23 protein-coding genes and 2 pseudogenes are annotated in these 23,268 nt (G+C 68.3%); 15 read left to right on the forward strand and 10 right to left on the reverse strand.

The window, feature by feature from the left end; genetic code table 11:
- Positions 1-8: 8 nt before the first annotated feature.
- The 3 genes from NM203_RS16755 to NM203_RS16765 all read left to right on the forward strand — a co-directional run bounded on the left by NM203_RS16755 (position 9) and on the right by NM203_RS16765 (position 2,693).
- On the forward strand, positions 9-473 hold the full coding sequence (locus tag NM203_RS16755; RefSeq protein ID WP_255061141.1) for a hypothetical protein: 465 nt from the start codon (positions 9-11) through the stop codon (positions 471-473).
- Between the two features lie 76 nt (positions 474-549).
- A complete protein-coding gene (locus NM203_RS16760) occupies positions 550-1,872 on the forward strand; it encodes a lipase family protein (RefSeq protein WP_255061143.1) in 1,323 nt (440 codons plus the stop codon).
- A gap of 17 nt (positions 1,873-1,889) precedes the next feature.
- The gene (locus NM203_RS16765) at positions 1,890-2,693 is read left to right on the forward strand and encodes an endonuclease/exonuclease/phosphatase family protein (RefSeq protein WP_255061144.1); all 804 of its coding nucleotides are present in this window, start codon (positions 1,890-1,892) and stop codon (positions 2,691-2,693) included.
- Between the two features lie 211 nt (positions 2,694-2,904).
- Here NM203_RS16765 and NM203_RS16770 read toward each other — a convergent pair whose 3' ends face one another.
- From NM203_RS16770 to NM203_RS33520, 5 genes and pseudogenes are all read right to left on the reverse strand, one after another.
- Complete coding sequence (locus NM203_RS16770; RefSeq protein ID WP_255061145.1) at positions 2,905-3,258, reverse strand: hypothetical protein; 354 nt, start codon at positions 3,256-3,258, stop codon at positions 2,905-2,907.
- Positions 3,259-3,936: a hypothetical protein gene (locus NM203_RS16775; RefSeq protein ID WP_255061146.1), complete on the reverse strand. Its 678-nt coding sequence runs from the start codon at positions 3,934-3,936 to the stop codon at positions 3,259-3,261.
- 83 nt (positions 3,937-4,019) lie between these two features.
- Positions 4,020-4,547 carry an SUKH-4 family immunity protein gene (locus tag NM203_RS16780; protein ID WP_255061147.1) on the reverse strand — a complete coding sequence of 176 codons (528 nt, stop codon included), beginning with the start codon at positions 4,545-4,547 and terminating at the stop codon, positions 4,020-4,022.
- A gap of 3 nt (positions 4,548-4,550) precedes the next feature.
- Complete coding sequence (locus tag NM203_RS16785; protein WP_255061148.1) at positions 4,551-5,078, reverse strand: SUKH-4 family immunity protein; 528 nt, start codon at positions 5,076-5,078, stop codon at positions 4,551-4,553.
- 100 nt (positions 5,079-5,178) lie between these two features.
- Positions 5,179-6,126: pseudogene (locus NM203_RS33520) on the reverse strand (toxin glutamine deamidase domain-containing protein); the annotation flags it as partial.
- Between the two features lie 277 nt (positions 6,127-6,403).
- On the opposite strand from NM203_RS33520, the gene NM203_RS16790 reads away from it, so the two are divergent.
- Positions 6,404-6,535, forward strand: a complete 132-nt coding sequence (locus NM203_RS16790; protein ID WP_255061149.1) for a hypothetical protein — start codon at positions 6,404-6,406, stop codon at positions 6,533-6,535.
- A gap of 263 nt (positions 6,536-6,798) precedes the next feature.
- Positions 6,799-7,503: a hypothetical protein gene (locus NM203_RS16795; protein ID WP_255061150.1), complete on the forward strand. Its 705-nt coding sequence runs from the start codon at positions 6,799-6,801 to the stop codon at positions 7,501-7,503.
- On the opposite strand, the pseudogene NM203_RS33595 reads toward NM203_RS16795, so the two are convergent.
- The 3 genes and pseudogenes from NM203_RS33595 to NM203_RS16805 form a co-directional block, all read right to left on the reverse strand.
- Positions 7,495-8,043 (reverse strand): annotated as a pseudogene (locus tag NM203_RS33595) (hypothetical protein); the annotation flags it as partial. The gene NM203_RS16795 and the pseudogene NM203_RS33595 sit on opposite strands and share 9 nt — an antisense overlap.
- Before the next feature lie 125 nt (positions 8,044-8,168).
- The gene (locus NM203_RS16800; protein WP_408633365.1) at positions 8,169-8,444 is read right to left on the reverse strand and encodes a WXG100 family type VII secretion target; all 276 of its coding nucleotides are present in this window, start codon (positions 8,442-8,444) and stop codon (positions 8,169-8,171) included.
- Between the two features lie 21 nt (positions 8,445-8,465).
- Entirely contained in the window at positions 8,466-9,086 is a 621-nt protein-coding gene (locus tag NM203_RS16805; protein WP_255061151.1) for a WXG100 family type VII secretion target, read from the reverse strand.
- 91 nt (positions 9,087-9,177) lie between these two features.
- On the opposite strand from NM203_RS16805, the gene NM203_RS16810 reads away from it, so the two are divergent.
- The 4 genes from NM203_RS16810 to lpqB are packed head-to-tail and all read left to right on the forward strand — an operon-like array spanning position 9,178 to position 13,970.
- Complete coding sequence (locus NM203_RS16810; protein WP_255061152.1) at positions 9,178-9,807, forward strand: dTMP kinase; 630 nt, start codon at positions 9,178-9,180, stop codon at positions 9,805-9,807.
- Positions 9,808-9,863: 56 nt separating this feature from the next.
- Positions 9,864-10,550 carry a two-component system response regulator MtrA gene (gene mtrA / locus NM203_RS16815; protein WP_255061153.1) on the forward strand — a complete coding sequence of 229 codons (687 nt, stop codon included), beginning with the start codon at positions 9,864-9,866 and terminating at the stop codon, positions 10,548-10,550.
- A 7-nt stretch (positions 10,551-10,557) separates the two neighbouring features.
- On the forward strand, positions 10,558-12,207 hold the full coding sequence (mtrB, locus tag NM203_RS16820; protein ID WP_255061154.1) for an MtrAB system histidine kinase MtrB: 1,650 nt from the start codon (positions 10,558-10,560) through the stop codon (positions 12,205-12,207).
- On the forward strand, positions 12,204-13,970 hold the full coding sequence (lpqB, locus tag NM203_RS16825; RefSeq protein WP_255061155.1) for an MtrAB system accessory lipoprotein LpqB: 1,767 nt from the start codon (positions 12,204-12,206) through the stop codon (positions 13,968-13,970). The genes mtrB and lpqB overlap by 4 nt, the downstream gene beginning before the upstream one ends.
- On the opposite strand, the gene NM203_RS16830 is transcribed toward lpqB, so the two are convergent.
- Positions 13,967-14,776 (reverse strand): SDR family NAD(P)-dependent oxidoreductase, encoded by an 810-nt coding sequence (locus tag NM203_RS16830; protein WP_255061156.1) that lies wholly within the window; start codon positions 14,774-14,776, stop codon positions 13,967-13,969. The genes lpqB and NM203_RS16830 overlap by 4 nt on opposite strands.
- An 88-nt stretch (positions 14,777-14,864) precedes the next feature.
- On the opposite strand from NM203_RS16830, the gene NM203_RS16835 reads away from it, so the two are divergent.
- The 3 genes from NM203_RS16835 to secA all read left to right on the forward strand — a co-directional run bounded on the left by NM203_RS16835 (position 14,865) and on the right by secA (position 19,391).
- Positions 14,865-15,488, forward strand: coding sequence for a ComF family protein (locus NM203_RS16835; protein ID WP_255061250.1), 624 nt, complete (start codon positions 14,865-14,867; stop codon positions 15,486-15,488).
- Between the two features lie 241 nt (positions 15,489-15,729).
- The gene (gene hpf, locus NM203_RS16840; protein WP_255061157.1) at positions 15,730-16,401 is read left to right on the forward strand and encodes a ribosome hibernation-promoting factor, HPF/YfiA family; all 672 of its coding nucleotides are present in this window, start codon (positions 15,730-15,732) and stop codon (positions 16,399-16,401) included.
- A 158-nt stretch (positions 16,402-16,559) separates the two neighbouring features.
- Positions 16,560-19,391, forward strand: coding sequence for a preprotein translocase subunit SecA (gene secA / locus NM203_RS16845; RefSeq protein WP_255061158.1), 2,832 nt, complete (start codon positions 16,560-16,562; stop codon positions 19,389-19,391).
- Here the strand turns inward: secA and NM203_RS16850 are convergent.
- Positions 19,388-19,891, reverse strand: a complete 504-nt coding sequence (locus tag NM203_RS16850; RefSeq protein WP_255061251.1) for an Rv3235 family protein — start codon at positions 19,889-19,891, stop codon at positions 19,388-19,390. The genes secA and NM203_RS16850 overlap by 4 nt on opposite strands.
- 187 nt (positions 19,892-20,078) lie before the next feature.
- Between NM203_RS16850 and NM203_RS16855 the strand changes: the two genes are divergently transcribed.
- Genes NM203_RS16855 through NM203_RS16865 form a run of 3 tightly spaced genes read left to right on the forward strand, consistent with a single transcriptional unit; the run spans position 20,079 to position 23,224 of the window.
- Positions 20,079-21,488, forward strand: coding sequence for a WS/DGAT/MGAT family O-acyltransferase (locus NM203_RS16855; RefSeq protein ID WP_255061252.1), 1,410 nt, complete (start codon positions 20,079-20,081; stop codon positions 21,486-21,488).
- 16 nt (positions 21,489-21,504) lie between these two features.
- Positions 21,505-21,999, forward strand: a complete 495-nt coding sequence (locus tag NM203_RS16860) for a DUF6912 family protein (RefSeq protein ID WP_408633366.1) — start codon at positions 21,505-21,507, stop codon at positions 21,997-21,999.
- A gap of 52 nt (positions 22,000-22,051) precedes the next feature.
- Positions 22,052-23,224, forward strand: a complete 1,173-nt coding sequence (locus NM203_RS16865; protein WP_255061159.1) for a ferredoxin reductase — start codon at positions 22,052-22,054, stop codon at positions 23,222-23,224.
- Positions 23,225-23,268 lie beyond the last annotated feature (44 nt).

Consider the following 23,268-nt stretch of genomic DNA (forward strand, 5'->3'; position numbering starts at 1 on the left):
ACTGCGTCGTGAAGCGGCCCCTGGCAGTAGTTCTGGTATGCCTGGGGCCGCTTCTCGTCGGGTGCGGCGACGAACCCGACGACCGCACCCCGTCGCCCCCGACCGTGGTGCGCCACGACCTCGCTCCGCTGACGACGCGATTCCCGGCGCTCGGTGAGCCGTCGGCGGCCTCCTGGGTGACGTGGAACTCGCACCACCCCGACGACAGGGGAGTGCCGGGGCCCACCACGTACTGGATCGACGCCGTCGTGTCGCTCGCGCCGGCCGTGGTCAACGCGTTGGTGCGCGACCACCAGCCGGTGCCGGAGGGTGAGGTCCCCGACGTTCAGGACCTGCTTCGGCCCGAGTTGCCTGCCGGGCCGTACCTCACCGATGCCCGGCTCGATCTCGCCTTCACGACACCGGAGCTTGCCACCGCCGCGTACCTCGACCCGTCCGCCCACGTCCTGGTGCTGAGGTCGACGGGCATGTGATAGCGGATTGCGTTAGCGCGCAACGGTATTCCGGGCACTGAGAATCTCGAGCCGAGCGTTCTGCTACGGTGCGTCCGTGACATGTGCTGTGCGAGCGCTCAGTGTCCTTGTTCTAACGCTGCTCGCGGTATGCGCCGCGCCGCCGCTCGCGTGGGCCGATCCCGACCCGACGAACGACCTCCGGGATCCGAAGTACAACGAGGACGAGTACACCGCGTTCTACACGCCGCCGGATCCACTGCCCGACGGGCAGCCGGGCGACGTGCTCCGCAGCGAGCCGTCGCGGCTGGTGCTCGAGCCGTCCGGGCAACTCGGTGCGATCTTCGCCAATGGAACGCGAATCATGTACCGCAGCAGCGATTCCCGTGGGCAGCCGATGGCCGTCACGGGGACCTACTTCGAGCCGTGGAATCCCTGGCCCGGCCAGGGGCCGCGGCCGCTGATCGTATACGGGCCCGGCACCCAGGGGCAGGGCGACCAGTGCGCGCCGTCGCGGCAGTTCAACCAGGGCATCCACTTCTCGCCGTACCTGGACATCGCGTTCAACTACGAGGAACTGTTCGTGGCGACCATGGTGGCGCGCGGCTTCGCCATCGTCATGACGGACTACCAGGGCCTCGGCACTCCCGGCCTGCACACCTACGTCAACCGGGTGGCGCAGGGCAACGCGATGCTCGACGCGGGCCGCGCGGCGATGCGGCTTCCGGGCACGTCGCTGGATCCGCAAGGGCCCGTGGCGTTCTGGGGCTACTCGCAGGGCGGGGGAGCGGCGGCGTCGGCCGCGGAACTGGCGTCGTCGTACGCGCCGGACCTGCGAGTGGTCGGCACGTACGCGGGTGCTCCGCCCGCGGATCTGAAGGAGCTGTTCCCCTACGCCGACGGTAGCGCCCTGGTGGGGGTGGTGGGGTACGCGCTGAACTCGGTGATCACCAGCTACCCGGAGTTCGCCGACGTGATCCGCTCGAAGATGACGCCGCGCGGATTGGACCTGCTGCAGAAGGTGCAGGATCAGTGCATTGCGGAGACGATCGCCAAGTTCATGTTCCGACACCTGCAGCCGTACTTCACCACCGACATCTTCGCGACGGTGAACGAGGAGCCGTTCGCGTCGCTGTTCGACATGCAGAAACTCGGCAAGTTCACCCCGAACGCGCCGGTGCTGATCCTCAGCAATCGGTTCGACCCGCTGGTGCCGTGGACGGCCGCGAACCAGTTGGGCCGGGACTGGTGTGCGCGCGGTGCCGACGTGCAGTTCTGGACCAACGAGCAGCCACCGTTCCTCAACAAGCTGGTGATCAACCACGCGCTGCCGATGCTGGTGGACGGGGAACGCGCGATGCAGTGGGTCTCCGACCGATTCAACGGATTGCCGACCACACCGAACTGCGGGGAGTTCTAACCGCCTAGATTGGACCGGTGTTCTCCTGGATCCGCCGTCGGTCGGTGCCGATCTCCGGCGGTGTCGTCGCCGCACCGGTGGGCGACACGCTGACCCTGGCGACGTTCAACGTGTGGTTCGACGACCGGTACGCACGGGACCGGTATCAGGCGATCGCCGACGTGCTGGCCCGAGAAGCGCCGGACGTCATGGTGTTTCAGGAGGTGACTCGGCCTGCGCTGGACGTGCTGCTGGGTCAGGACTGGATCCGCGCCGGTTACCGGCGGGCGGCCGTGACGGGATGGCGCACCGGCAACTACGGGCACTTGATGCTGGCGCGGGTTCCGATCACTCGCGCGGTGTACGTTCCACTGCCCACGCAGGCGTCTCGCGGTGTGCTGCGCGCCGAGGTGGACGTTGGAGACGGATCGCTTGTGGTTGGATCGGTACACCTCGACAGCGGCAAGGCCTCAGCGGAACTCCGAAAGCGTCAGCTGCGCAGAGTTTTTGACGATGTCGACGGTTCCTCGGACGTGGTCCTGCTCGGTGATTTCAACATGCGCGACGACGAGAACGACGGCATCACCGCGCCGTTCGAAGACGTCTGGCCGCATCTGCGCCCGGACGAGCCGGGTTACACCGAGGACACGTCGATCAACTTGATGCGCCTCGACAGCACGGGCAAGCAACGCCACGTCCGGTTCGACCGGGTGCTCGTGAAGGGCTCCGGGTGGCGGCCGACGCGGATCGACCTGCTCGGCGCCGAGCCGATCTCGCCGGACCAGCCGAGGGTGTTCCCGTCGGATCACTTCGGGGTGGTGTGTCGGCTGGAGAGGTGTTGATCACGGGAGGCCCGAGTTCCGACGCCGAAGCCGGAAGGGCGCCGCGGGTTCGCTCCTCGGCCCTCTCCTCGACGCCGGTCACTCGCGGACCGACACCTCGTCAAGTCCAGCCGACACACTGCCCGACCTCGCGCAGCGCACGGGCAACCAGGTTTTGGAGCATGAGCCATTGTTTCGACGGCCTCGCGCTGGCTGTCGTGCCGATTGAGAGCTATTCGTAGATGCCCTTCTCCCTCCCCCCGAAGGTGGGCTTCGCACGCACCGCCGCATCGAAACCCGCGGCCGTGATGCTTGCCACCAATTCCTCTCGTAATTTCGCGATCTCGTCACCGGAAACAGATGTCTCGCGGGTCTGAACCTGGATCAGCCATGATCCGTCAAACTCACGGTAGAGGCCGATGTTGAGGCGCGGCCCGCCCGGTACGTCGACGACGCGATGCCCGAAATCCTGGTCCCAGTCGTCGGTGAGTCGCCCTCGCCTGTCGAGGGTTAGATGTTTACGGAGACGGTCCAGACTCGACTGATCGACGTCGCCGTCGATGTCTATCACGATCAGCAGACTCATTCAGTGGTCGCTTTCGTTCGGGAGGCGCCAATCCGTATCTCGGAAGTGCGACGATACGCCGGCTGATGACGTGTCGGGAGGCCCTGAACTCGGGAAAAGCGCCGGAACCACAGGTCGTCCTGTGCGTTCACTCCAGTCGTCAGCCCAGGCCCATAATGCTGGAAAAAGATCTTGGAACACCCGCTTGTTGATGAACCCGTACTTCGGGTTCACCAGGTCCCCGTGCGATCCGTTCGCTTCCCAATGACGTTGGCATGCATCGACCATCGAGTCGGACGAGATCTGGAGATCGTAGTCCGACGGCTCGTCGTCCAGACCGAGTCGATGCATTGAGTCGAAAGGTCGGCGAAGCGGACGGTCGGTATCGTCGCCGAGCCAACGGTCCATCTGGGCTGCTGCCTCAGGATAGTCGGCGAGTTCGGATCGAAGCGGCAACGACTTGTGCTCGCCCGAGAAGAAATTCGCTGATGAGCCCTGCAGTCGCACATCGAGATCGTTGGTGTCTATTCCTTCGCTCACCAACGCGCCGAACATGGATTCGTTGAACTCCGTGAACTCTGCGGGCGTCATGCCGAGCGGAGCCCGGCGCGTGGCCCATGCTTCGACCTCTTCGGGCGAGATGTCGAGGAACTCGCAATCACGGGGTTGGACCCGATAGCCGGAGTCGTCACTCGGCAACAGGTGGACGGCGCGCTGCCCAGCGTCGCCGTCCCACGGGGAGCCCTCATCCTGACCGCCGTGGTGCCCGTGCGCGTCGCCCTCTACACCCTGATCGTGGCCGTCTCCGGCCAGACGCCCTGGTTCCGGCGGCTCTCCGCCTCCGCTCGAGACAACGCCACGTTCGTCAATGGGTTCGTCGGATCCGTTGCGTACGTGCGCTTGTCGATCGTCAGGGGAAACTGTTGGGTGGGTTCCGGTGGATCGGTCAGTGACTGCGCCGTCAGTTGGTAGGCGATCGTCTGGTCGTCCTCCGCGGTCCGCTGGATCGTGATGTTCCACTGATGCGGGTAGATCCGTCGGCCCGCCCGATCGACTTCCGTCTCCTTGAACTCCGTGAACGCCTCCGCCACCATCATCTCCGACCAGCTCGGGTACACGTAGACGATCCCCGTCTCCGAGTCGATCACCAACTTCGCCAGGCCCAGGCCCTGGTCCCTGGCCGTCTCCTCTCGGCTCAGGACCTTCGCGCACACCCATCCCAGCGGGAACCGATTCACCCGGTAGGTGACGTCCGGGGACATCTCCGCCAGATACGCCACTGCCTGCTTCGTGGTTTCCAGCTGCGTCATGAGCTACACCTGAGTCGTGGCCGTCTCCGGCCACTTTCCGTTGCTCTGTCTGCTCTGCCACTCCGCGTAAGACTTCGCGATCCTCGACAGAGGGTCTCTCGGATCCGACCTGAACGTCTGCTTCTGGATCGTGAGCGGGTGCTGCTGGGTCGGCTCCGGCGGATCGGTCAACGATTGCGCCGTCAGTTGGTAGACGATCGTCTGGTCGTCCTCGCTGGTCCGCTGGATCGTGATTCTCCACTGATACGGGTAGATCTGTCTGCCCGCTCGCCGGGTTCCCGTCTGCTTGAACTCCGTAAACGCCTCCGCCACCATCGGAGTCGACCAACTCGGGAACTGATAGACGATGCCCGTCTCCGAATCGATCACCAGCTTCGCCATCCCCAGGCCCTGGTCCCTGGCGATCTGTTCCGGGCTCAGGACTGGCGTGCACACCCATCCGTGGGGAAACCGATTCACCGTGAACGCCTCCGCTGGCGACATTTCCGCCAGATAGGCCAGTGCCTGTTCCCTGGTGTCCAACTCCGCCATGGTGTGCTCCTTGATTCGGATCGATCGGGGTGAACTCTAGGAATGTCGCGTGGTCGGTCATCCAGGACGGAGGGTGGTCGGAGACGAGGCCCTGCTGCGGATCCCACCACACCGGTCCACTAGCACCCTCGGGATACACGACGACTGTTGCGTGCGAACCCCGTGTCTCGGGCGAACCGTCGGCGTGATGTAGGTAGCTGTTGGTGGACTCGTCGAAGCCGTGCCAGCCGTTGTGAACCAACGCCGCGGAACCTGGTCCGAGATTGTCGATGTAGTGGTGAAGTGCGTCGAACTGTTCCGCAACGGAGCGCCCTGGGAACTCCAGCATTCCGCTACCAAGCCAATCGGCAGCGCGGCGCAGCCCGCTGGCTTCCCCTGCCCTATCCACTGCGCCGTCGCTCGAGATGTCCAACGCTCGAGGAACCGAAACCGTTGGGTCGCCCAGGAACGACGACAGCGCCGACAGTGAGCAGTCCAGGCAGTTGTTGTCGCGTCCTGGAACGTCCGGGCCACCGTCGTTGATCAGATGCCCGTAATCGTTGGTTCTCGGGTCGGCGTGGCGGAGATAGTTCCCATCGGCATCGCGCAGCGCGTGCTCGATCGCGGTTTGGTAGGCCGGATCCTCGACTTCGTCCAGCTCCTGCGGCCCGTAGATGCGATCGTTCGCCGGGTTGCCCTCCGGCCCAGGGCGATCCGGGGTCGGACTGTTTGTGCCGCCGCCCTGGTCGGACCCGTGACCGTCGCCGCGGTTCGGATCGGGCTGGGTACCGGGTCGGTCGGACGGCGGGGGAGCCGTCGTATCTACAGGGCGCAGCGGCTCCGCAATGCGTTCGGAAACCGGGGGCGGCGCAGTCGATCTCACCGGAGGCGCCGGCGAGCGTCCTGGCTCCGGCCCGGTTGCTCCAGGAGTTCGAGCGCGAGGATTCTCCGGGGGACCGGACTGCGGGCCCTTCCACTCCGGAATGCGGTTGGGCCCGCCTGGAGTAGGGGACGGCGCCGATGGGGTGTGCGTGCCGCCCATGTGACCGCTCATCGGCATGCCACCCATGACACCCGGTGCGGTGGAGGCGGATTGGTGGTGGTCGGTCGGCGCCGGCGGTTGATCCCGCACGTGGCCGTCGGTGGCCGACTGCTCGTAGTTGCCGGGGTGTTCGGTCGCGGACGCGTCGGCAAGCCGGTGTTCGGCGGGCGGGTGGGTGGCATCCGGCCGGCCAGCGGAGCTGTCGGCATCGGGATGGTGATTCGTCGATGCATCCGGACTCGAGTGACCGTTACCCGTCGAATCCGGGGTGCGGTGCGGCGAGCCGCTCTCGGAGGGTGCTCGGGTGTCACCGGGAGTGCTTGGCGTGGCGTCGGCCGTCGACGGCGTGTGGGCCGGAGCCGAGGACGTCGACGGCTGGATTCCGCGAGGTGAGTCGGAACCCGGCGCCTGCGACGACGCGGAGTGGCTCGGCTGACCTGGCGAGGTGTCCGGTGGCCCGACGGGACGCCCACCGGAACCCGGTGGATCGTCGCCACCGCCCCCGCCGGATCCACCGTCGACGCGGGTGCCCTGCGGGGGGTCCGACGGGCCACCGAATCCGTTCGGGGTCTCCGGTGGATCGAAGCGGCCCGGCGTACCAGGCCCCTGCGTGAGGGAGTCGGGAACCCGGCCGGGCGTGAACGACGTCGTGTCCGGAATGCCGCGTCCGGCGCCGGGATTACCGTCGAAACCGGGCGTGTGACGGCTGCCGATACCCGGCAGGTCGTTGAAGCGGGGGAGTCTGCCCTCGCGCGCCAGCGTGCCGCCGTACCTGAATCCCCTTGCCAGGGTGCCGGTTCTGGGAAGGGCCCCGCCATACGGGTTGAACAGCGACGCGATGTTGAACGCGGCTTCGCCTGCGGCCCGGCCCGGGTGGTCGCCGGACCACGCGTCCCACGCCAGGAACTCCTTGCCCATGTTGAGCAGGACGTCGTCGAGCATGGACGGGTCGTCGGCGACCATCGTGGCGACGTCGTACATGCCCTTCCAGGTGTCGGCGTCGAGCATCGCCACAGTCCCCGAGACGGTGTTGATGACGCCGTTCAGGATGCCGACCTCGAAATCGGAGTAGTAGTCGAAGCCGTCGGCCAGCGTGTTTCCCACGTCGTCGCCGAACGTGGCGACCAGGACCTCGCGGTTCAGTTCCTGGAATTCCGTCAGTGCGTCGTTGATCGCCTGCTTGGCCTGTCCCAGGAGTCCCACGATCGCCTTGACCTGGCGCTGGGAGTTGTCCAGAACCGCGATGACGTCGCGGGCGATGTCCTCCGCCTCGCCGCTGAACAGGCCCGTGATGGTGTCGATGATCGAGTCGATCGACGACAGCCTCTCGAGGATCCGGCGAATGGCGTTCTGCGCATCCTCGACCGTTTGCGCGAATTCCCTGATCCGCTTCGCGAGATCTGAAGCATATCTTGCCAATTCAGCGAGATTGTCGTCGGCCAGTTGGAGGTCCTCGAGCATCCTGCCGCGCTCGGGGATGTCCTGCATCGACACGACGGTCTTGATCGCGTCGATGTCGTCGTTGAAGACCTTCGCTCCCGAGGCGATGACGTCCCACTGCGCGGCGAGCACGCGCATGAACGTGGGGTCACCCAGCGGCCAGGTCATCCCGAAACCGCCGAGGAGTTGGACGACGGGATAGATCGGCACCCAGGCGCCTGGTGGCAGGACGGCGATCATGTTGGGAAAGGCGGGAACCGACGCCGCCACCGTGTCGGGCGGCGCTTCTGCCACGCTTCCCATCGGTGCGCCGCCGGGCAGTGTCGATGCAGCGTCGGAGTTCTTGTAGTTGTGTCCGGAGGCCTGCACCCTGAGCCCCATGCCCTTGCAGCCGTTCGCCGCTTCGGCCAGAGCGGTTGCGAGCTGTCCTGCGGTGTCGGAGTATTCGAGTGCGAAGTTGATGCCGGGCAGGTCCCAGCCGGAGGAGATCCCGTTGGCCAGCATCGGCTTGGTCAGGTCCGCGATCAAGCCCAACTGCGTGCCCACTGCGGTGAGGCGTTGACCCGCACGGATCAGAACGTCTGGCTCGACCTCGATGCGGTGGGTCGCGGACCCGCGACTGGCTGGGCTCACATGCCCCACATCGCTTTGTTCTGCGTCACGGCGTCGTTGTAGAACGCGAGTGCCTGCTGGGCGATCTTGCGCAGTTGGTCCAACGCGCTGTTCATCTGGTCGGCGCCCTCGTCCCACCTCGCCTGCGCATCGGCCTGCGATTCCGATGCGTCACCGTGCCAGGTCGCGCGTAACCGCTTCATCGTCTGGTCGATGTCCTCCAGGCAGGCCTTGACGTCCTGCTGGTAGCGCGCCATGTGATCGATCGCGGCCTGCAACTGTGCGAACTCCACCAACAGCATCGTGTGCGCCCCCTACTCCTGCTTCCGTTCGACGGCGGGCGCTGCGCCGCTGTCCTCTTCCGTGCCGTCCTCCTCGGCAGTGGCCTTCTCCGCCAGCTCGGACGCCAGTTGGGCTGCGCTCTGGACTAATCCGGCGACCGCCTGCCCGGCTTGGGACAGCGGTTGCACCGCGGTCTGGGGCAGCTGCGCCGCCGACGACAAGGCCTGCCCGACGCTGGCACCCGGTCCCGACCCGGACCCGCCGGTTCCGGTGGCGCCGGCGCTCGTCGGGCTGCCGACCCCGCCGGCGGACGGCGAAACAGTCGCGCCGCCCGTCGTCCCGTCCGGACTCCGCATCGCCGAACCGAGGCTCGCCGCGGCCGACTGATCGGTCTTGGCGTACTCGTTGCCCGCGATGTCGAGGAGCTCCGACATCCGTTGCAGTCCTTCGACGACCTTCTTCGCGCCTTCGTTCCACTGCTGCCACGGCGGGGCGTAGGCCGACGCGGCGCCGCCCTTCCAGCCCGAGCCCAGCAGGTCCGTCGTCTCGTCGTTCACGCCGGCGAGGCCGTCCCGCAGGCGCTGCGCGGCGTCCTGCAGCCGCGCCGACGCCGAATGCAGTTCGGAAACCACGACTTCGACAGGCTGACTCACGCGAAAAAGCCTATCGGCGGTCGACGCTGCTCCAGCGCACCAATTACGCTCGCTCGGCGGGCAGGAGCGAAGCGACTCGGGAGGTGTCACCGTGCTCATGGTGATCGAGGGCGTCGACGGTGCGGGCAAACGCACCCTGACCGGTGGACTACGGGCGGTGCTCGAGGCCGACGGGGCGTCGGTCGCGCAGCTCGCCTTCCCGCGCTATCACCAGTCGATCCACGCCGACATCGCCGCCGAGGCGCTGCACGGCGGTCACGGCGACCTCGCCGACTCGGTGTACGCGATGGCCGTGATGTTCGCCCTCGACCGGGCGGGCGCCCGCGACGAGATCGCCCGGCTGCGCGACACGCACGACGTGGTGATCCTCGACCGCTACGTCGCGTCGAACGCCGCCTACAGCGCGGCGCGACTGCATCAGGACGTCGACGGCGAGGTGGTGGCCTGGGTGCGCGATCTCGAGTTCGGCCGCCTGGAGCTGCCGACCCCCGACTGGCAGGTGCTGCTGGCCGTGCCGACCGAGCTGGCCGCGGAGCGCGCGCAGCATCGGGCCGCCACCGAGGCCGACCGCGCCAGGGACGCCTACGAGCGCGACGACGGTCTGCAGCGCCGCACCTCCGCCGCCTACGCCGCGCTCGCGGCCGCGCAGTGGTGCGGCCCGTGGATCAGCGCGGGCCCCGACACCACCCCCGAGACTCTTGCCGCGGCGCTGCGGCGCTGACCGGCGTCAACTCACTCGGGTGTCGTAACCGGGCTTTATCGCGTTCCGGTGTCACCATGGACACCATGAGGCAAAGGATTCTGGTCGTCGACGACGACCCATCGCTGGCCGAGATGCTCACCATCGTGTTGCGCGGCGAGGGATTCGACACCGCGGTCATCGGCGACGGCAGCCAGGCGCTGACGGCCGTTCGCGAGCTGCGGCCCGACCTGGTCCTCCTCGACCTGATGCTGCCCGGCATGAACGGCATCGACGTGTGCCGGGTGCTGCGGGCGGATTCGGGCGTTCCGATCGTCATGCTCACCGCGAAGACCGACACGGTGGACGTGGTGCTCGGCCTGGAGTCCGGTGCCGACGACTACGTGATGAAGCCCTTCAAGCAGAAGGAACTCGTCGCCCGCGTGCGCGCTCGACTGCGTCGCAACGACGACGGTCCCGCCGAGATGCTGTCGATAGCCGACATCGACATCGACGTACCCGCCCACAAGGTCACCCGGCTAGGCGAGCAGATCTCCCTGACCCCGCTGGAGTTCGACCTGCTGGTCGCGCTGGCACGCAAACCGCGCCAGGTGTTTACTCGGGATGTGCTGCTCGAACAGGTGTGGGGTTACCGACATCCCGCTGACACCCGTCTGGTGAACGTGCACGTCCAGCGGCTGCGGGCCAAAGTCGAGCAGGATCCGGAGAACCCGCAGGTGGTGCTGACCGTTCGAGGAGTGGGGTACAAGGCCGGCCCACCGTGAGCCCGCAGTGATCTGGGGTACCCGCAGACGTATCCGGAGCCGCTCAGCGCCGATGCTGCGAGGCCTCGGCGCGTTGAGCCGCGCGCTGGGCTTCGCCTGGCGTCGCTCGCTGCAGTTGCGGGTCGTCACCCTCACCCTCGGGCTGTCGCTCGCCGTCATCATGGTGCTCGGCTTCGTGCTGACCAGCCAGATCACCGATCGCATCCTCGAGGTCAAGGTGCGCGCGGCCACCGAGGAGATCGACCGAGCGCGAACGACCGTCAGCGGCATCGTCGGCGGTGAGGAGACGCGCTCACTCGACAGCAGTCTGCAGCTGGCGCGCAACACCCTGATCGACCGCAAGGCCGACTCCGGCGCCGGACTCGCCGGCGCGTTCGACGCGGTGCTCATCGTGCCCGGCGACGGACCGCGCGCGGCCACCGCGGCGGGGCCGTCGACACAGGTGCCCGGCACGCTTCGCGACTTCGTCAAGGCCGGACAGGTCAGCTATCAGTACGCGACCGTGCGCACCGACGCGTTCTCCGGACCCGCCCTCATCGTCGGCAGCCCGACGTCGTCGTCGGTGACGAATCTCGAGCTCTACCTGATCTTCCCGCTGAACAACGAGGAGAGCACCATCGCGTTGGTGCGCGGCACGATGGCGACCGGCGGCATCGTGCTGCTCGGTCTGCTCGCCGCCATCGCCCTTCTGGTCGCCCGCCAGATCGTGCTTCCGGTGCGGTCGGCGTCGCGCATCGCCGAGCGGTTCGCCGAGGGCCATCTCACCGAGCGCATGCCGGTGCGCGGCGAAGACGACATGGCGCGGCTCGCGGTGTCGTTCAACGACATGGCCGAGAGCCTGTCGCGCCAGATCACCCAGCTGGAGGAATTCGGAAACCTGCAGCGCCGCTTCACCTCCGACGTCAGCCACGAACTGCGCACACCGCTGACGACCGTGCGGATGGCCGCCGATCTGATCTACGACCACAGCGACGAGCTCGAGCCCGCGCTGCGCCGCTCGACCGAGCTGATGATCAACGAGCTCGACAGGTTCGAGGCGCTGCTGACCGACCTGCTGGAGATCTCGCGCCACGACGCGGGCGTCGCCGAGCTGTCGGTCGAGTCGGTGGATCTCCGGGACACGGTGGGCAGCGCGCTGGACAACGTCGGTCACCTCGCCAACGACGCGAACGTCGAGCTGATCGTGGAGATGCCCGAGGACGACGTCATCGCCGAAGTGGACCCGCGCCGCGTCGAGCGGATCCTGCGCAACCTGATCGCCAACGCGATCGACCACGCGGAGAAGAAGCCGGTGCGGATACGGATGGCGGCGGACGTGGACACCGTCGCGGTCACGGTGCGCGACTACGGCGTCGGCCTTCGGCCCGGCGAGGAGAAGCTGGTGTTCAGCCGGTTCTGGCGCTCCGACCCGTCGCGGGTGCGGCGCTCGGGCGGCACCGGCCTCGGCCTCGCCATCAGCATCGAGGACGCCCGCCTGCATCAGGGTCGGCTCGAGGCCTGGGGTGAGCCGGGCAAGGGCGCCTGCTTCCGGCTCACGCTGCCGCTGGTGCGCGGCCACAAGGTCACCACCAGCCCACTGCCGCTGAAACCGATTGGGCCGGACCGGCCGCCGCGCGGCATCACCAAGGAGCGTCAACCCGCGGGAGACCGCGCGTGACACGGCTGCTGTCGGTGCTGTGCCTGGTGGTGCTCACCCTCACCCTCGCCGGTTGCGCGGGAGTGCCGAGTTCGTCTGCGCCGCAGGCGATCGGGACCGTCGACCGGCCCCCACCGCCCAGCCTGCCCACCCCGACGCCCGGCATGGATCCCGACATCCTGCTGCGCGAGTTCCTGAAGGCCACCGCGGATCCCGCCAACCGGCACCTCGCGGCTCGGCAGTTCCTCACCGAGTCGGCCTCACAGGACTGGGACGACGCGGGTAGCGCCACGCTGATCGACCGCGTGGTCTTCGTCGAAACCCGAGGGCCGGAGCGGGTTTCGGTGACCATGCGGGCCGACATCCTCGGATCGCTATCCGATATCGGGGTGTTCGAAACCGGTTCGGGTGCGCTGCCGGACCCCGGCCCGATCGAACTGGTGCGCACGCCGGGCGGCTGGCGCATCAACAAGCTGCCCAACGGGGTGTTCCTGGACTGGCAGCAGTTCCAGTCGACCTACAAGCGCAACACGCTGTACTTCGTCGACCCGACGGGTAAGACCGTGGTGCCCGACCCGCGCTACGTCGCGGTGTCCGATCCCGACCAGTTGGCGACCGAACTGATCACGAAGATGATCTCCGGTCCGCGGCCCGAGATGGAGAACACCGTGCGCAACCTCCTGGAGGCGCCGCTGGGGTTGCGGGGCCCGGTGACCCGCGCCGACGGCGGCAAGACCGGGGTGGGGCGCGGCTACGGCGGCGCGCGCGTCGATCTCGAGAACCTGTCGACGACCGATCCGCACAGCAGGCAACTGCTGGCGGCGCAGATCATCTGGACGCTGAACCGCGCCGGAGTGAACGGACCCTACGTCATCACCGCCGACGGCGCAGCCCTCGACGACCGGTTCGCCGAGGGGTGGAACACCTCCGATGTGGCGGCCACCGATCCCGGCGCCGACCCCGGCGCGGCCGCGGGTCTGCACGCCCTCGTCGGCGGCTCGCTGGTGTCGCTCGACGGGGACCGGGCGCCGCGGGTGCCCGGATCGTTCGGGACGATGCCCGACCAGACGTCGGCGTCGCTGTCGCGCAGCGGCCAGGAGGTGGCGTCGGTGGTGACGCTGCGGCCGGGAGCCCCCGACATGTCGTCGTCGCTGTGGGTCGGGCCGGTCGGCGGCGACGCGGCGCAGGCACTCGACGGGCGCACGCTGTCGCGGCCCAGTTGGTCGCTCGACGACGCGATCTGGGTGGTCGTCGACGGCAACAACGTCGTGCGCGTCATACAGGAGGCCGCGTCCGGTCAGCCCGCGCGCATCCCGGTCGACGCGACGGCCGTGCAGACGAGGTTCGCCGGGCCCATCAGCGAGCTGGCGCTGTCGCGGGACGGCACCAGGGCGGCGATGGTCATCGAGGGCGAGGTCATCATGGCCGGTGTCGAACTGACCACCGGTGGCCAGTACGCGCTGACGCGTCCGCGTCGCCTCGGGTTCGGCCTCGGGGACACCGCGGTGTCCCTGTCGTGGCGTACCGGAGATGACATCGTGGTGAGCCGCACCGACTCCCAGCATCCGGTGTCCTACGTGAACCTCGACGGCGTGAACTCCGACGGGCCCAGCCGTAACGTGCTGATCCCCGTGACGACGGTGTCGGCCAACCCGTCGACCGTTTACGTGGCCGACCCGCGCGGCGTGCTGCAGCTCACCGGCTCGGCCGCCGAGGACGATCTGATGTGGGCCGAGGTGCGGCCGTTGATGGTCGGCGGCGCGGAACCGGTGCTGTCGGGTTAGCGGGCGCCCTGCGCGGCGCGCTGCTGGTTGACGAATCGGATCGACATCCGTTGCAGCAGACCGGGAGCCAGCCGGGAGAAGCGCCACGCCGTACGTGCCTGACGCGGCCACACCAGAAGCGCCCGGTTGCGCTCCACCGCGCGCAGCGTGTCGCGCGCGAGGTCGTCTGCCGACGAGAACGTGTCGCTGCGCTGGCCCATCTTGTAGAAGTCGCGGCCGACGAAGCCGCCGACGGCGCCCTTGTCGAGGATCGGCGTCTCCACCGCGGTGGGGCACACCGCGAGCACCCCGACTCCGCGGCCCGCGGCCTCCGAGCGCAATGCGAGCGACAGTCCGACGACGGCGTGCTTGCTCATGACGTAGCTGGTGATCTGACCGGCGGCGGCGAGGCCCGCCATCGACGCGGTGTTGACGATGTGGCCGTGTCCCTGCCGCACCATGAGCGGGTACGCGGCCGCGACGCCGTGCACGACGCCGCGGATGTTGACGTCGATGATGGCGTTCCACTGCTCCAGCGTGAGCAGTTCGGTGTCCCCGCCCCAGGTGATGCCGGCGTTGTTGAACATCAGGTCGAGCCGTCCGGCCCGGTCGACGACCTCGTCGACGCACGCCTGCACCGCACCGGCGTCGGTGACGTCGAGCCGGGCGGACCGGACCCCGAGCGGATCGGCGGTACGTGCCGCGGCGTCGCCGTCGACGTCGGTGCACACGACGTCGACACCCGCTGCCGCGAGCGCGCGACAGAACGCCGCCCCGATACCGGAGCCGGCACCGGTCACGATCGCGGTCTTGCCCGTCCAGGTCATGCGCGTCCTTCCCGCGTCGTACTGAGGGCACAACTGTAAGCGACTCGGCACGCCGGGTGTCGGAGTCGGCGGCGAGACTGCGACGGTGCTGCTCGATCTGGTGGTGCCGCTCGAGTGCGGGGGCTGCGGGGCGCCGTCGACCCGCTGGTGCGACGCGTGCCGCGGGGCGCTCGCGGTGCGGCCCGGCGAGCCGCTCCTGGTCACTCCGCGGCTGGATCCCGGCGTGCCCGTCTTCTCGCTGGGCCGCTATTCCGGCGTGCGGCGCGAGGTGATCCTCGCGGTGAAGGAGCGTGGCCGCGGCGATCTGATCGGCCCACTCGGGTGCGCCCTGGGGGCGGGACTGCGGCACCTCCTCGAGTGGGGGATCGTGCGGGCGCCGGTGACCGTGGTGCCCGCGCCCACCCGTCGCACTGCGGCCCGCAGGCGCGGTGGCGACCCCGTGACCAGGGCGGCGCGGGCGGCGGGCACACCGGACATCGGCGTCGTGCGGGCGCTGCGGCTGCGGGCGTTCACCCGCGACTCGGTGGGACTGTCGGCCGGTCAGCGGCAGGCCAACCTGGCCGGTCGGGTCCGGCTCGCAGCTCGGGTGGCCGGTGACGTCGTGCTGGTCGACGACGTGGTGACCACGGGTGCCACGGCGGGAGAGTCGATCCGCGTCCTGCAAACCGCGGGTGCCAGGGTCGTCGCCGTCCTCGTCGTGGCGCACGCCTGACCGAGACGACGATTTCCGCGCGATCAAACCGATATGAAGAAGTCGAAAATCATCGGTCGAATCAGTGGCACGGAGAGGTGAACTCGGACTAGCGTCGGGACGAACATCGCCTGAATGCGCGAGGAGGTGAGCGAACGACCCCTTGCGCCGATGGGCGGAGATTTGCATGTCCCCTCGGTGCGTTCCTCGACCATCCGGCACGCCGTGCGCGTGCGACGCGAAGAGAAACGAGTTGCCAAGAATGCCAGTAAATTCCGTGGACGCCGATCGCAGCGCGATGGTGGACGTCGACGACGAACCCCGCGCCGAACCCCATGCCGAGGTGGTGGTGAAGGGCCGACACGTCGAGATACCCGACCACTTCCGCACCTACATCGAAGAGAAGCTCGCGCGCCTGGAGCGCTTCGACCGCTCGATCTACCTGTTCGACGTGGAACTCGACCACGAGAAGAACCGCAGGCAACGGAAGAACTGTCAGCACGTCGAGATCACCGCTCGCGGTAAGGGTCCCGTCGTCCGCGGAGAGGGGTGCGCCGACAGCTTCTACGCCGCACTGGAATCCGCAGTCGGCAAACTGGAGAGTCGCCTCCGTCGGAGTAAGGACCGGCGCAAGATCCACTACGGCGACAAGACCCCTACGTCGCTGCACGAGGCGACGGCGCTGCCGCCGCTTCCCGAACCGACGGATTCCGCGTCGGACCACACCGTCGACGGCGCCGCCGTCGACCACGAACCGGGTCGCATCGTCCGTACTAAAGACCATCCCGCCGACCCGATGACCGTGGACGACGCCCTCTACGAGATGGAACTCGTCGGTCACGACTTCTTCCTCTTCCACGACAAGGAAACCGACCGTCCCACGGTCGTCTACCGCCGCCACGCCTACGACTACGGGTTGATCAGGCTCGCGTAACGCTCGTCTTGACAGTCGCCACGGCCGGGGAGCACGCGCTCCCCGGCCGTGGCCATGAGCGGATCGAACCAGGACTCGAAGCGGCTTCGGAGGCTGAGCAGGTCCGTCACCTACCATGGACCCCGATCGATCCATATGAGGTATGAGGGGAAAATCGCGTGCTGACGAAGTTGCTCCGCGTTGGTGAAGGCCGCATGGTCAAGCGCCTGAAGAAGGTCGCCGACTATGTGAACTCGCTCGCCGACGACGTCGAGAAGCTGTCCGACGCCGAACTGCGCGCCAAGACCGACGAGTTCAAGAAGCGCGTCGCCGACGGCGAGGACCTCGACGACCTGCTGCCCGAGGCGTTCGCGGTCGCCCGTGAGGCCGCGTGGCGAGTGCTGGGCCAGCGGCCGTTCGACGTCCAGGTGATGGGCGGCGCCGCGCTGCACTTCGGCAACGTCGCCGAGATGAAGACCGGTGAGGGCAAGACCCTGACCAGCGTGCTGCCCGCGTACCTCAACGCCCTGTCGGGCAAGGGCGTCCACATCGTCACCGTCAACGACTACCTGGCCAGGCGCGACCGCGAGATGATGGGCCGCGTCCACCGCTTCCTCGGCCTCGACGTCGGCGTCATCCTCTCCCAGATGACCCCCGACGAGCGCCGCGTCGCGTACGCCGCGGACATCACCTACGGCACGAACAACGAGTTCGGCTTCGACTACCTGCGCGACAACATGGCGCATTCGACCGCGGAGATGGTCCAGCGCGGCCACAACTTCGCCGTCGTCGACGAGGTCGACTCGATCCTCATCGACGAGGCCAGGACGCCGCTGATCATCTCGGGTCCGGCCGACGGGGCGTCTAACTGGTACGCCGAGTTCGCGCGGCTCGCGCCGTTGATGGAGAAGGACGTCCACTACGAGGTCGACATCCGCAAGCGCACCATCGGCGTGCACGAGAAGGGCGTCGAGTTCGTCGAGGACCAGCTCGGCATCGAGAACCTGTACGAGGCCGCGAACTCGCCGCTGGTCAGCTACCTCAACAACGCCGTCAAGGCCAAGGAGCTGTTCCTGCGCGACAAGGACTACATCGTCCGCGACGGCGAAGTCCTGATCGTCGACGAGTTCACCGGCCGCGTGCTGCTGGGCAGGCGCTACAACGAGGGCATGCACCAGGCCATCGAGGCCAAGGAGCACGTCGAGATCAAGAACGAGAATCAGACGCTCGCGACGATCACGCTGCAGAACTACTTCCGCCTCTACAAGAGGCTGTCCGGGATGACCGGTACCGCGCAGACCGAGGCCGCCGAGCTGCACGAGATCTACAAGCTCGGCGTGGTGAGCATCCCGACGAACAAGCCGATGATCCGGACCGATCAGTCCGACCTGATCTACAAGACCGAAGAGGCGAAGTACATCGCCGTCGTCGATGACGTCAGCGAGCGCTACGAGAAGGGCCAGCCGGTCCTCATCGGCACCACCAGCGTGGAACGCTCGGAGTACCTGTCCAAGCAGTTCACCAAGCGCCGCATTCCGCACAACGTGCTCAACGCGAAGTACCACGAGAAGGAAGCGAACATCATCGCCGAGGCCGGTAGGCGCGGCGCGATCACGGTCGCCACCAACATGGCGGGCCGCGGCACCGACATCGTCCTCGGTGGCAACGCGGAGTTCCTGGCCGACGTGCGGCTGCGCGAACGCGGCCTCGATCCGGTGCAGACGCCGGAGGACTACGAAGCCGCGTGGGACGACGTGCTCCACCAGATCAAGGCGGAGGTCGAGAAGGAGGCCAAGGAGGTCATCGAGGCCGGCGGCCTGTACGTGCTCGGCACCGAACGGCACGAGTCGCGCCGCATCGACAACCAGCTGCGCGGCCGCTCCGGTCGGCAGGGCGACCCCGGTGAGTCCCGGTTCTACCTGTCGCTCGGCGATGAGTTGATGCGCCGGTTCAACGGCGCGACGCTCGAGTCGCTGCTCACCCGGCTGAACCTGCCCGAGGACGTGCCGATCGAGGCCAAGATGGTCACCCGCGCGATCAAGAGCGCGCAGACGCAGGTCGAGCAGCAGAACTTCGAGGTCCGCAAGAACGTCCTCAAGTACGACGAGGTGATGAACCAGCAGCGCAAGGTGGTGTACGCCGAGCGCCGGCTGATCCTCGAGGGCGAGAACGTCGCCGATCAGGCGCACAAGATGGTCGAGGACGTGATCACCGACTACGTCAACGGCGCGACCGCCGAGGGCTACTCGGAGGATTGGGATCTGGAGACCCTGTGGTCGGGGTTGAAGCTGCTGTACCCCGTCGGCATCGACCACCACGACCTCATCGACTCCGGCGCCGTCGGCGAGCCCGGCGAGCTCACCCGCGAGGAGCTTCTCGACGCGCTGCTGGAGGACGGCCGCCGCGCGTACAAGGAGCGCGAGGCCCAGCTGGCCGAGATCGGCGGCGAGGACGCGATGCGGCAACTGGAGCGCAGCGTCCTGCTGACCACCATCGACCGCAAGTGGCGTGAGCACCTCTACGAGATGGACTACCTCAAGGAGGGCATCGGGCTGCGGGCCATGGCGCAGCGCGATCCGCTCGTCGAGTACCAGCGCGAGGGCTACGACATGTTCATGGGCATGCGCGACGCCCTGAAGGAGGAGGCAGTCGGCCTGCTCTTCAACGCCCAGGTGCAGGCCGCGGCTCCGTCGGTGGCGCCGATGGCCGCACCGCCCGACCTCGCGAAGTTCGCCGCCGACGCCGCGGCCAAGGCGCAGCAGTCCAGCGCGGTGGCCACCGACGAACGCGCGCCGGAGCAGGCTGCCGCCGCCCCGAAGGCGTTGCGCGTCAAGGGCATCGATGACGACAACGGCCGCCCGTTGACCTACACCGGACCGTCCGAGGACGGCTCCGCGGAGGTGCAGCGACACGGCGCCGCTGGAGGCAGGCACGCCGCGACGCCGGGATCCTCGAGGCGTGAGCGCCGCGAGGCCGCGCGCAAGAGCAAGGGGCCGGGCCGGCGCGGCTAACCCAACTGGAGCGCGACCATGCGCCAGCGGCCGTCGGCGACCTCGATGCGCCCCGCCAGCGCGTGCACCCGGCGACCCCGCGAATAGGTGCCGAACACCTCCGCGGCGGTGGCCTCGCCGTCGGTCTGTGCGGCCGTTCGCACGCGTAGCCGCCGCAGCACGGCCGCACCCCCGCGCGACGGCGTGTGCGCCTGCACCGTGACGGCGTCGACCAGCGCCGGTGTCAGCAGCGACTTCAGCGCGGCCACGGGCCTGCGCCTGTCGGTGACCTCCAGTACCCGCCGTACCGCCGCGTCGGCGAAGACGGCGGCCGCTCGAGGTGGTGGCAGTTCGCGCGCCGCCCGGTCGGTCGTCGGGGCCCGGAGCAGGGGCCGCGGGGTGCTGCGGTGCAGCGCTGCCGGGGTGGGCTGTCGGCACGGCGCGGGGACCGCGAGCGGTTCGGGCTCGTAGTCGACGATCGGCGAGATCAGCGAGCGGGGCTCGCCGGTTGCGGGGGACATCTCCACGGCTGCTCCAGCGGGTGTCGGTACGAACACGGTCACGATCTGCTGGAGAGGACAGACTGGATTCATGATCGCACGGCCAACAGACACTCCTATGCACCCGTGATGCGGGGGGTGAGGCTCTGCGGCTACCGTGACGGAGTTCGTTCAGCGGCTCGATACACGGAGGGAGGGCGGCGCCGCCATGGTCACCAGGTTGTCGGCGTCCGACGCGTCGTTCTATCACCTGGAGAACACCGCGACCCCGATGTACGTCGGCTCGCTGTCCATCCTCCGCAAGCCGCGCAACGGTCTGAGCTACGAGACGCTGCTCGCCACCGTGGAACAGCGGCTGCCGCAGATTCCGCGCTACCGACAGAAGGTCCGCGAGGTCACGCTCGGTCTCGCACGGCCGGTGTGGATCGACGACCGCGACTTCGACATCACCTATCACATCCGGCGGTCGGCGCTGCCGTCACCGGGTAGCGATTCGCAGCTGCACGACCTGGTGGCGCGCCTCGGGTCGCGGCCGCTGGACCGGACGCGGCCGCTGTGGGAGATGTACCTCGTCGAGGGCCTGTCCAAGAACCGCATCGCCCTGTACACGAAGTCGCACCAGGCACTCGTCAACGGTATGACGGCGCTTGAGATCGGCCACGTCATCGCGGACCGCACCCAGAAGGCGCCCGAGTTCGGCGAGGACATCTGGATCCCGGCCCGCGAGCCGAGCGACGCCAGGCTGACCATCGGCGCGCTCGGTGAATGGATCGCGCGGCCGACCGTGCAGTTGGCCGCCGCTCGCAACGCGGTGGCCGAGACGCTGAGCAGCACCGGCCAGTTGCTCGAGGTCGGGCGCAAGGTCGCCGACGCCGCGAGGACGTTCGCACGCGGCACCGCACCGAGCAGTCCGCTGAACACGACGGTGTCGCGCAACCGCCGCTTCACGGTGGCCAGCCATCGGCTCGAGGACTACCGCGCACTACGCGCGCGCTACGACTGCGACGTCAACGACGTCGTGCTCGCGGTCGTCGCGGGGGCACTGCGGAACTGGCTGATGTCGCGCGGCGAACCGGTCACGTCCACGTCGACGGTGCGCGCGATGGCCCCGATGTCGGTGTACCCCGACGCCGATCTGGACGCGACGGGGCCGGGTCAGGCGATCAGCGAGGTGTCGCCGTTCCTGGTGGACCTACCGGTGGGGGAGGGCAACGCGGTCGTTCGGCTGTCCCAGATCGCCCACACGACGGAGTCCGCATCGTCGGCCGTCAGCTTCGTCGACGCCCGCACGATCGTGACGCTGTCGGGGTTCGCGCCGCCCACGTTGCACGCGATGGGCACCCGCGTCGCGACGACGTTCTCGGCGCGCCAGTTCAACCTGCTCATCACCAACGTGCCCGGCGCGCAGAAGCAGATGTACGTCGCGGGCACCAAGCTGCTGGAGACCTATGCGGTGCCGCCGCTGCTGCACAACCAGGTGCTCGCACTCGGCGTGACGTCGTACAACGGCATGCTCTACTTCGGGATCAACGCCGACCGCGAGGGCATGAGCGACGTCGACGTCTTCCCGGTCCTGCTGCGCGAATCGCTCGACGAACTGCTGGACGCCGCGCGGTGATGACTAGAGTCGCCTGGTGCGCGTCTTCGTTCCGGCAACCCTGACCATGCTGCAGCGGATGGTCGACGACGGACTGCTGCACGCGCTCAGCGGTACCGCGTTCGCCGTGACGCCGACGCTGCGCGAGGCCTACGCCGAGGGCGACGAGGACGAGCTCTCCGAGGTGGCACTGCGCGACGCGGCGCTGGCGTCCTTGCGGCTGCTGGCTGCCGAGGACACCGAGCTGCCGCCGCGACGCGTGGTGCTCGCCGTGGAGGTGGCCGACGCGACGGCGAGACCCGACCTCGACGACGCGGTGGTCCGGCTCGCGGGCCCGTTCGCCATGGCGGACGTGGTGGCCGCCTACGTCGACAACGCGGCCGCCGAATCCGCGGTGCTGGCGGCGATCGCCGTCGTCGACGACGCCGATCTGGGTGACGAGGACGCGGAGCTCACCGTCGGCGATGCGCAGGATCACGACCTGGCGTGGTACGCCACTCAGGAGCTGCCGTTCCTGCTCGAGCTGCTGTGATGTGCTCGTTGGGGATGGCTACGAGGCCGTAACCTACGGTACCGTAGGTTGTATGGCCAAGAACTCCGTCAAGGTATCGGCACGCGTCGTCGATACCGCGCGTCCGACCATCGCGGGCGCCAAGGAGCGTCCGGGCTGGCACGCGCTGCGTCGCATCGTGGAGCGCGTCACGACGCCTCTGCTGCCCGATGACTATCTGAAGCTCGCCAACCCGCTGTGGTCGGCGCGCGAACTGCGCGGCCGCGTGCTGGAGGTGCGCCGCGAAACCGTCGACTCCGCGACGCTGGTGATCAAGCCGGGCTGGGGTTTCACCTTCGACTACGAACCGGGGCAGTACGTCGGGATCGGCGTCCTGGTCGACGGGCGGTGGCGCTGGCGCTCGTACTCGCTGACGTCGAGTCCAGTCGGTCCCAGGGGGCAGGAGCGAAGCGACCGGGGGGATCGGTCAGGCGGGCGGACGATCGCCATCACCGTGAAGGCCATGCCCGAGGGCTTCCTGTCCACGCATCTGGTCGACGGTCTCGAGCCGGGAACGGTCGTGCGGCTGGCCGCGCCGCAGGGCAACTTCGTCATGCCGAACCCGGCACCGGCGCGGGTGCTCTTCGTCACCGCGGGGTCGGGCATCACGCCGGTCATGTCGATGCTGCGGACACTGGAGCGGCACGGCCAGATCGGCGACGTCGTGCACGTGCATTCGGCGCCGACGGAATCCGACGTCATCTTCGCCGAGGAGCTCGCCGGCCTGGCGCGCGCGCACGACGGCTACCGGCTGCGCATCCGGACCACCCGCACCGAGGGCAGGCTGGACTTCGACCGCCTCGCCGACGAGGTTCCCGACTGGCGTGAGCGGCAGACCTGGGCCTGCGGCCCGGAGGGCATGCTCGACCAGGCGCACAGGGTGTGGTCGGCGGCCGGAATCGGGGACATGCTGCACCTCGAGCGGTTCGCCGCGGCGCGGGCGGCGCGCGGAACGGGCGGCACCGTGACGTTCGAGCGCAGCGGTAAGACGTTCGCCGCCGACGCGGCGACCTCACTGATGGAGGCTGGTGAACAGGCCGGCGTGCAGATGCCGTTCGGGTGCCGGATGGGCATCTGCCAGTCGTGCGTCGTCACCCTGGTCGACGGAAACGTACGCGATCTGCGGACGGGTGAAGAGCGCGAACCGGGGACCCGGATTCAGACGTGCGTTTCCGCAGCATCCGGCGATTGCGCAGTGGACGTTTAGGCTTTACTGGCTGGTAACCTACGGAACCGTAGGTTACGCTAACG

The organism is Mycolicibacterium arenosum, from assembly GCF_024320865.1.
Classification (GTDB): domain Bacteria; phylum Actinomycetota; class Actinomycetes; order Mycobacteriales; family Mycobacteriaceae; genus Mycobacterium; species Mycobacterium arenosum.

What these genes read in the sequence shown, in the direction of transcription:
- mtrA (WP_255061153.1), top strand. Translation starts at nt 9,864, where the DNA reads ATGGACACCATGAGGCAAAGGATTCTGGTCGTCGACGACGACCCATCG.
- NM203_RS16850 (WP_255061251.1), bottom strand. Translation starts at nt 19,891, where the DNA reads ATGTCCCCCGCAACCGGCGAGCCCCGCTCGCTGATCTCGCCGATCGTC.
- NM203_RS16770 (WP_255061145.1), bottom strand. Translation starts at nt 3,258, where the DNA reads ATGAGTCTGCTGATCGTGATAGACATCGACGGCGACGTCGATCAGTCG.
- NM203_RS16830 (WP_255061156.1), bottom strand. Translation starts at nt 14,776, where the DNA reads ATGACCTGGACGGGCAAGACCGCGATCGTGACCGGTGCCGGCTCCGGT.
- NM203_RS16865 (WP_255061159.1), top strand. Translation starts at nt 22,052, where the DNA reads ATGGCCAAGAACTCCGTCAAGGTATCGGCACGCGTCGTCGATACCGCG.
- NM203_RS16785 (WP_255061148.1), bottom strand. Translation starts at nt 5,078, where the DNA reads ATGGCGGAGTTGGACACCAGGGAACAGGCACTGGCCTATCTGGCGGAA.
- NM203_RS16780 (WP_255061147.1), bottom strand. Translation starts at nt 4,547, where the DNA reads ATGACGCAGCTGGAAACCACGAAGCAGGCAGTGGCGTATCTGGCGGAG.
- hpf (WP_255061157.1), top strand. Translation starts at nt 15,730, where the DNA reads ATGCCAGTAAATTCCGTGGACGCCGATCGCAGCGCGATGGTGGACGTC.
- NM203_RS16855 (WP_255061252.1), top strand. Translation starts at nt 20,079, where the DNA reads ATGGTCACCAGGTTGTCGGCGTCCGACGCGTCGTTCTATCACCTGGAG.